At 65.7% G+C, this 6729-nt stretch carries 12 protein-coding genes; 11 read left to right on the forward strand and 1 reads right to left on the reverse strand.

Annotated features, from left to right (window positions below):
• The 9 genes from IT430_19205 to IT430_19245 all read left to right on the forward strand — a co-directional run.
• Positions 1 to 425 (forward strand): hypothetical protein (locus IT430_19205; GenBank protein MCC6910068.1); only part of this gene is annotated, 425 nt, incomplete at its 5' end.
• Positions 426 to 431: 6 nt separating this feature from the next.
• Complete coding sequence (locus IT430_19210; protein MCC6910069.1) at positions 432 to 815, forward strand: hypothetical protein; 384 nt, start codon at positions 432 to 434, stop codon at positions 813 to 815.
• Complete coding sequence (locus IT430_19215) at positions 812 to 1237, forward strand: hypothetical protein (protein ID MCC6910070.1); 426 nt, start codon at positions 812 to 814, stop codon at positions 1235 to 1237. Before IT430_19210 ends, IT430_19215 begins: the two co-directional genes overlap by 4 nt.
• A gap of 21 nt (positions 1238 to 1258) precedes the next feature.
• Positions 1259 to 1690 (forward strand): hypothetical protein, encoded by a 432-nt coding sequence (locus IT430_19220; protein MCC6910071.1) that lies wholly within the window; start codon positions 1259 to 1261, stop codon positions 1688 to 1690.
• Positions 1690 to 2292, forward strand: coding sequence for a hypothetical protein (locus IT430_19225; GenBank protein MCC6910072.1), 603 nt, complete (start codon positions 1690 to 1692; stop codon positions 2290 to 2292). The genes IT430_19220 and IT430_19225 overlap by 1 nt, the downstream gene beginning before the upstream one ends.
• Positions 2293 to 2320: 28 nt before the next feature.
• Positions 2321 to 2464: a hypothetical protein gene (locus tag IT430_19230; GenBank protein ID MCC6910073.1), complete on the forward strand. Its 144-nt coding sequence runs from the start codon at positions 2321 to 2323 to the stop codon at positions 2462 to 2464.
• Position 2465: 1 nt separating this feature from the next.
• Positions 2466 to 2630, forward strand: a complete 165-nt coding sequence (locus IT430_19235; protein MCC6910074.1) for a hypothetical protein — start codon at positions 2466 to 2468, stop codon at positions 2628 to 2630.
• On the forward strand, positions 2602 to 3096 hold the full coding sequence (locus IT430_19240; GenBank protein ID MCC6910075.1) for a hypothetical protein: 495 nt from the start codon (positions 2602 to 2604) through the stop codon (positions 3094 to 3096). Before IT430_19235 ends, IT430_19240 begins: the two co-directional genes overlap by 29 nt.
• Before the next feature lie 68 nt (positions 3097 to 3164).
• The gene (locus IT430_19245) at positions 3165 to 3365 is read left to right on the forward strand and encodes a hypothetical protein (GenBank protein MCC6910076.1); all 201 of its coding nucleotides are present in this window, start codon (positions 3165 to 3167) and stop codon (positions 3363 to 3365) included.
• Here the strand turns inward: IT430_19245 and IT430_19250 are convergent.
• Entirely contained in the window at positions 3332 to 3883 is a 552-nt protein-coding gene (locus tag IT430_19250) for a hypothetical protein (protein MCC6910077.1), read from the reverse strand. The two genes, IT430_19245 and IT430_19250, sit on opposite strands and share 34 nt — an antisense overlap.
• 29 nt (positions 3884 to 3912) lie before the next feature.
• Between IT430_19250 and IT430_19255 the strand changes: the two genes are divergently transcribed.
• Together IT430_19255 and IT430_19260 are read left to right on the forward strand one after the other, a co-directional pair.
• Positions 3913 to 4350 (forward strand): hypothetical protein, encoded by a 438-nt coding sequence (locus tag IT430_19255; protein ID MCC6910078.1) that lies wholly within the window; start codon positions 3913 to 3915, stop codon positions 4348 to 4350.
• Positions 4351 to 4353: 3 nt separating this feature from the next.
• Positions 4354 to 6693 carry a phage tail tape measure protein gene (locus IT430_19260; protein MCC6910079.1) on the forward strand — a complete coding sequence of 780 codons (2340 nt, stop codon included), beginning with the start codon at positions 4354 to 4356 and terminating at the stop codon, positions 6691 to 6693.
• Positions 6694 to 6729 lie beyond the last annotated feature (36 nt).

Below are 6729 nucleotides of genomic sequence, written 5' to 3' on the forward strand. Positions count from 1 at the left end.
CGACGGGCAACACCTACCTCGGCAAGACCGTACGGGCCGCAGCGGACACCGATGCCACGGCGCGCGTGCTCGTCGACCACTCCGTCATCGGCCTCCAGAGCACTTTGACGGGCGCGATTCCCGATCCGGGTGACGCCGGAGCGATTCCCGTCGCGCAGTCGGGCTATGTGCCCATCGTGACTGGCGGCTCCGAGACGCGCACCCTGGCGATCCCGACGTTTGTGGGGCAGGAACTGCTCCTGTTCATCAAGACCGACGGCGGCACGTGCGTGATCACCGTCGCGTCGGCGATCAACCAGACCGGCAACAACACGATCACCATGGCGGATGCGAACGACTCGATCCGCCTCCATGCGATCGACAACAACGGCACCTTCGCCTGGCGTGTGGTCTGCAACGACGGCGCGGCACTCTCGACGGTGTGATGCATCATGTCCGATCTGCTGGCACAAGGACTGACATGGCTCGAAGATCAGCGTCACCAGCACTTGACGCGGACGGTGAAATACCTGCGCGCCAGCAACGAGGTGGAACTGGCGGCGACGATCGGCCGCACCGTCTTCGAACAGGACGACCACGCGGGCGGTCTCACGCGCATCGAGTCAAGGGACTTCCTTATCCGCGCTGCCGATCTCGTCCTCGCCGCTGAAACCACACTGCCACAGCCCGGCGATCGCATCATCGAGACCGACGCCATCGCCACGTACACCTACGAGGTCATGGCGCCGGGCAGCGAGCCGCCGTGGCGCTACAGCGACGTGAATCGGTTGACACTGCGCATCCACACCAAGCACGTGGGCACGGAGGATCTGTGAGCAGCACGATCCTGAACATTGCGGATGCCGTGGTGGCGAGCCTGAATGGGACCTCGTTCTCGATGCCCTTCACGGCTCAGCGCCACCTTGTGCCGAGCGTCGGCCTCGAAGACCTGGCGAATCTGCATGTGACGGTCGTGCCGCGCAGTGTGGCGCGGACCGCCTCGGGGCGCCGCGACTCGTGGCTCGATTGCACCATCGATGTGGGAGTGCAGAAGAAGGTGGATGGCGATCCCGACGCCGACGCACTGATCGCGCTGGTTGAGGAGATCGCCGAGCACCTGAGCCACCCGCGGCTGGCGGGCGCGCCCGAGGCCGCGTGGCTGACTACCACGACCGATCCGCTCATTTCACCTGAGCATCTCGATCAGCAGCGCGCATTCACGAGTGTCGTGTCGGTCACCTACAGGGTGAGGCAGTAGAGCACGAAAGGACCGTGACCCATGGGCTTCAAACTCGGCATGGAGGCCGTCCTCAACTACAAGGTGGACGGCCAGGGCGCCGGCGGAGCGTGGTTGGAGCTGACCAACGTCCGCGATGTGACGCTCAATCTCGAAGCCGCCGAGGCGGATCTGACCACGCGCGGCAACGCAGGCTGGCGCGCCAACGTCGCCACGCTCAAGTCCGCCACCATCGAGTTCGAGATGGTGTGGGATACCGCCGACGCCGGCTTCACCGCCATCCGCAACGCCTACCTCAACAACGCCATCCTGGGCTTCCAGGTTCTCGACGACACCGGGGGCGAGGGATTGCAGGCCGACTTCATGATCAGTTCGTTCAGTCGTAGCGAGCCGCTCGAGGAGGGCATCACCGTCTCGGTGACCGCCAAGGTCGCCTACTCAGCCACGCCGCCCTCGTGGATCGGAGGTGCGTAATGCCCAGCAGTACCCTGTCACTCTCCGGCGAGATCGGCGGCGCGCCGCTCGGGGCCACACTCCAGCGCACTGCCGACGGTTCCATCCGCCAGGGCCCGATCACACTGCCCACGGCCGAGGCCGGCACGCTTTCGACGCGATCCACCGATACCACGGGCGTGCTCACCCTCGCAGGCACGACGCTTCAGATCGGCGATGTGATCGACATCTACTGGGATGGCGGCCGGCGCTACGACGTGGATGTGGATGGCGTGGCCGGAGACGACGTGACATTTTCAGGGGGAGTGGGCGATGTGCTCCCTGTTCAGGACACCGCCGTGACGGCGGCCGAGCAGGTGGCGATCGCCCTGGCATTCACCGGCGATGAACTCGTTGCCATCGGCGCCAAACTCGGAGAGCGCGGCCACCTCAGCGTGCGTGATACCGGAGTAACCACGCTGTCGATCGACCTCGTGAAGAACGAAACGTGGTTCTGGCTCGACGGCCAGCAGATCGTGAACCCGCTCGCAGGCGACTCGGTCGATGGCCTCATGGCGAGCAACGCATCGTCGTCGGCGACAGCCGTCCTCAACCTTGGCGTGCTGTACGACTCGACGCCGTGAGCAGGAGAACGCACCATTGGGATGCTGGATGTACACCATCCTGGCCTGCTGGATTGTCTGGCTGCTGGTGTTCTGGGCGAGCCGCCGATTGCTTGCCGCGTTCCCCGTCATCGATCCTCAACTCTTCGAGCAGCCAGTCGAGCGCGCAGGAGAATCGCAGATTGGAGTCTGACATGATCATGTACTGGGTAGGTGGAATCGTCTTCCTCTGGCTGATCTGGGTGTGGGCGGACTGGAAGTACCAGCAGGCCCGCGCCGCGCGTCGGGCTCAGGAGTACGGGCCGCCCGAGCAATCAGGAGATGCCGCCGGTGAAAACCTTCAAGGACAACACGGGTAACGAGTGGTCCGTCGAGATCAACGTCGCGGCCCTCAAACGCATCCGCAGCCTGACCGGCACCGACCTGCTCGAGGTGATCAGCGGCGGCGATCTGCTCGAACGCCTAATGCGCGATCCCGTGCTGCTGTGCGACATCATCTACGCGCTGGTGAAGCCGCAGGCGGATCAGAAACAGATCAGCGATGGGACATTCGGCGCTGCGATGGCCGGCGACGCGATCGACGCCGCCACCGCGGCGCTGCTCGATGAACTGGTGGCTTTCTGCCCCAGCCCGAGGGACCGGGCCAACCTCGGGCGGGTGCTGCTGATGGTCCGGCAGGCAATGGACAAGGCACGCGACGTCGTCGAAGCCCGTCTGGAGGGCGGCGAGATCGAACGGATCGTGCAGGATGCTCTGACTCAGGCGACCTCTGGCAACTCATCTGGCGCTGCGCCGGCATCCTCGGCCTCGATCCCGCCAGCCTGACGCTGCGCGACCTCCTCGCGATGGCCGAGCAAAGGCAGCGCGACGAGTGGGCTCGGGTCTCATCGATCATGGCGCTCATCGCCAACACCCAGCGCAGCGCCAAACACCAGCGGGCGTTCCGGCCCGGCGATTTCGACCCGTTCGCGCGCAATGCGGGCGTCATGAAGGCGGATGTGTCGGTACTGAAGGAAGTGTTCGTCGAGGGACGGGTGCCAGGAATGGCCGTGAAGGCAAGTCAGCCGGGCGGACCGTCGAGGACGGAATCGTGAGTCAACTTCGAACGCACAGCAGAATTGATCTGGCGAACCAGCGAATCAAGTGCCTCGCGATCGACCGTTGGTTTAATCGCGAACGACAGCGTCTCCACCGTTTCAATTCGCGTGCGATACAACACGACGAGGTGCGACGGGGTAGAGGCGCTGTCGTCAATAAAGACGTTTTCGATTCGCTCAAGAATGATCCGAGCATGAGACTGGCCGCGGAGAATGCGAATCTCGTCGGGTCCGATTTCAATGCGTCGCGGCACGACGGCGACGAGGGCGCAAGCACAGAAGATCAGCAGCGCGCCGAGAAGAGCTTTTGTAATCAATTGCGCCCATGGTATGGCGATAGTCGGGTACATCGAAACCAACCATGCGATCAGTCCGGCAATCACGACGAACGAGAAGCCAAGCACCCGAATCCAAAACAGAGGTCGAAGGATGCCGACGGCGCACAGCTCGACCAGCGATCGTCTGTAGGAAGCACCGATCGGTTCCCACCATCGGATGCGATCACGAACTGTCATAACCAATCCTATCTCGCAGGAGGCGCAATATGCTAGACCTGCGCATCAAGCAACTGTTCTTCGACCGCCCGAAGGTCAAACGGGCCGTCGATGCCGCGCGCCGCAAGGTACTGAGCAAGGCCGGCGCCTTCATCCGCCAGTCGGCCCGCACGAGCATCCGCAAGCGCAAGGGCACGAGCAAGCCGGGCCAGCCGCCCCACTCGCACGTCGGCCTGCTGCGCCGCTTCATCCTCTTCGGCTACGACAAACAGAGCGACTCGGTCGTCATCGGTCCGGTGGGTTTCAGGGCCTCGACCGCGCCGCGCGTGCTCGAACGCGGCGGCACGACGACCGTCACCCGCCGCCGGCGCGGCAAGCGCACCGAGCGCCGCGTGCGCATCGCGGCGCGCCCGTACATGCAGCCGGCACTGGAGAAGGAGCGGCCCAAACTCCCCGAACTCTGGCGCAACAGTGTGAGAGGGTCGTAATCGATGGCCGCGACACAGGGCATCCGCGCCGGCCGCGCCTTCGTCGAAATCGGAGGCGACGATTCGCGCCTGCTCCGCGCCCTGCGGCGCGCCCAGGCGCGCCTCAAGGCCTTCGGCGACGGTGTGCGGTCAGTTGGTCAGAGTCTCGTCGCCACGGCGGCGGTCATCGGCACGCCCTTCGCGCTGAGCAGCATCGCGTTCGCCACCTTCGAGCAGAGCATGGCACGCGTCCGTGCGTTGACCAACGCGAGCGAGAAGGACTTCAAGCGTCTCTCCGACGAGGCCAAGCGACTCGGTGAGACGACGGTGTTCTCCGCCAGCCAGGCGGCGGACGCGATGGGCTTCTTCGCGCTGGCGGGTTTCAGCGTCGAGCAGATCCTCAAGTCCATCGGTCCGACACTCAACCTCGCCGCAGCCGGTCAACTGGAAATCGCCCAGTCCGCGGACATCGCCGCCAAGATCATGGCCGGCATGGGAATCGAGGCCGATCGGCTCGGCGAAGCCGTGGATGTGCTCACCAAGGCCATGACCACGGCGAACACCGATCTGCTCCAATTGGGCGACGCCATGAAGTTCGTCGGGCCGATTGCCAAGAGCGCCGGCATCGCCTTCGAGGAGATCGTCGCGGCCATCCAGCTGCTCTCCAACGCCGGCATCCAGGGTGAGATGGCGGGCACGACTCTGCGCGGCGCGATCCTGGCGCTGACCAGCCCGAGCAAGGAGGCGGCCGACACACTGAAAGAACTCGGCGTGAACGTGCTCGACGCCCAGGGCAACGTGCGGCCGCTGGCGGCCATCATCGATGATCTCAACCGCGCCATGGAGGGCATGGGCTCGGGCAAGCGACTCGAAATCCTCGGCCGCATCTTCCAGGCCCGGCAGGCGGCCGGCGTGGCTGAACTGCTCTCGCAGGGCGCCGACAAACTCCGCGACTATCAAAGCGCCCTCCAAGGCGCGACCGGCACCGCAGAGCGCATCGCTGGCGTCCAACTCAACACCCTCAAGGGGCAGGCCATCATTCTCAAGAGCGCCCTCGAAGGTCTGGGCATCGCGGTTGGCGAGTCGATCGTCGCGCCCCTGCGCATCGCCACGCACCTGATCACGCGCGTCACCACGGCCATCGCGCAGTGGGTGCGCGAGAACCGGATGCTCGTCGTCGTCGCCGCCGGATCGGTCGCCGTGCTTGGCGCTGTCGGCGTGGCGATGGTGCTGGTGGGCGCCAGCGCGCAGGCCGCGGCGTTCGTCATCGGCGGGCTGGTGTCGGTACTCACGGCCGTGAAAGTCGCATTCGCCGCGGCAGCTGCGATCATCGGCGCCGTCATCTCACCCATCGGCCTGCTCATCGCCGCCGTCGGTCTGCTCGGTGGGACGGTCATCGCGTGGTCCGGCGCGGGCGGCAAGGCCCTCCAGTGGCTCCGCGACCGCTTCGGCGAACTGGGCAAGTTCGTCGGCGCCGTGGTGAGCGGCATCCGTGATGCGATGACCGGTGGCGACATTGCACTGGCCGCGCGCGTCCTCTGGGCCGGGCTGCGTGTCGCCTGGGAACAGGGCATCCAGCCATTGCGTCAGGCCTGGATCGGATTCAGCGCCGGCTTCCAGAAGGCGGCGATCATCGCCTTCTCCGGAGTGCGCAAGGCGTGGATCGAAGTCCGCGACTGGTTCGAACGCAACTTCCCCGACTTCACCGCCGGCATCGCCAAGGGCTGGGCAAATCTCGCCGCGGGTGTGCAGCGCATCTGGGCCCGGGTGACGAACTGGCTCGCAGATCGTTTCACCGAAGTGATGGGTCTGCTGGATGAGACGCTCGATGTCGAAGCCGCCAAGGCGCTGAATCGCCGGGAACTGGATGCCGATCTCACGGGAATCGAATCGCAGCGCAAGGATGACATCGCCGAAGCCGAGCGCCGCCGCGGTCGCAGCGACGCCCAGCGCGAGCAGGAGAAGGAAGCGGCGCTCAACGCCGTCGATGCCCAGCGCATCGAGGCGCTCGCTGATCTCGATGAGCAGACGGCCGAGCGCATCCGCCAGGCCGAGGAAGCACTGGCCCGCACGAAACAGGAACTGGCGCAGGCCGTCGAGACAGCCCGTGAGCGGCGCGAAGAGGCGCTCGCCAGCGGACAGGATCCGGCGTCCGTCGCTTTGCAGCGGCTGGCCGACCTCGGCGATCAACTCGATCTGCTCGCCAGCCGCGTCAGTGTGCGCGGCACCTTCGACGCCTCGGCCGTGCGCGGCCTCGCCGCGGGAGATGACAGCGCCGAACGCACGGCGCGCGCCACCGAGCAGACGGCCCGCCACACCAAGCGCCTCGTCGAGGCTTCTACGAAGGGACTGGCCTTCGGATGAGCACGGAAGTTCAGGAACGCGGGATCAGTCGAACGA

This window comes from Phycisphaerales bacterium, from assembly GCA_020852515.1.
GTDB lineage: Bacteria > Planctomycetota > Phycisphaerae > Phycisphaerales > UBA5793 > UBA5793.

What these genes read in the sequence shown, in the direction of transcription:
- IT430_19210 (MCC6910069.1), top strand. Translation starts at nt 432, where the DNA reads ATGTCCGATCTGCTGGCACAAGGACTGACATGGCTCGAAGATCAGCGT.
- IT430_19220 (MCC6910071.1), top strand. Translation starts at nt 1,259, where the DNA reads ATGGGCTTCAAACTCGGCATGGAGGCCGTCCTCAACTACAAGGTGGAC.
- IT430_19225 (MCC6910072.1), top strand. Translation starts at nt 1,690, where the DNA reads ATGCCCAGCAGTACCCTGTCACTCTCCGGCGAGATCGGCGGCGCGCCG.
- IT430_19230 (MCC6910073.1), top strand. Translation starts at nt 2,321, where the DNA reads ATGTACACCATCCTGGCCTGCTGGATTGTCTGGCTGCTGGTGTTCTGG.
- IT430_19235 (MCC6910074.1), top strand. Translation starts at nt 2,466, where the DNA reads ATGATCATGTACTGGGTAGGTGGAATCGTCTTCCTCTGGCTGATCTGG.
- IT430_19245 (MCC6910076.1), top strand. Translation starts at nt 3,165, where the DNA reads ATGGCGCTCATCGCCAACACCCAGCGCAGCGCCAAACACCAGCGGGCG.
- IT430_19250 (MCC6910077.1), bottom strand. Translation starts at nt 3,883, where the DNA reads ATGACAGTTCGTGATCGCATCCGATGGTGGGAACCGATCGGTGCTTCC.
- IT430_19255 (MCC6910078.1), top strand. Translation starts at nt 3,913, where the DNA reads ATGCTAGACCTGCGCATCAAGCAACTGTTCTTCGACCGCCCGAAGGTC.
- IT430_19260 (MCC6910079.1), top strand. Translation starts at nt 4,354, where the DNA reads ATGGCCGCGACACAGGGCATCCGCGCCGGCCGCGCCTTCGTCGAAATC.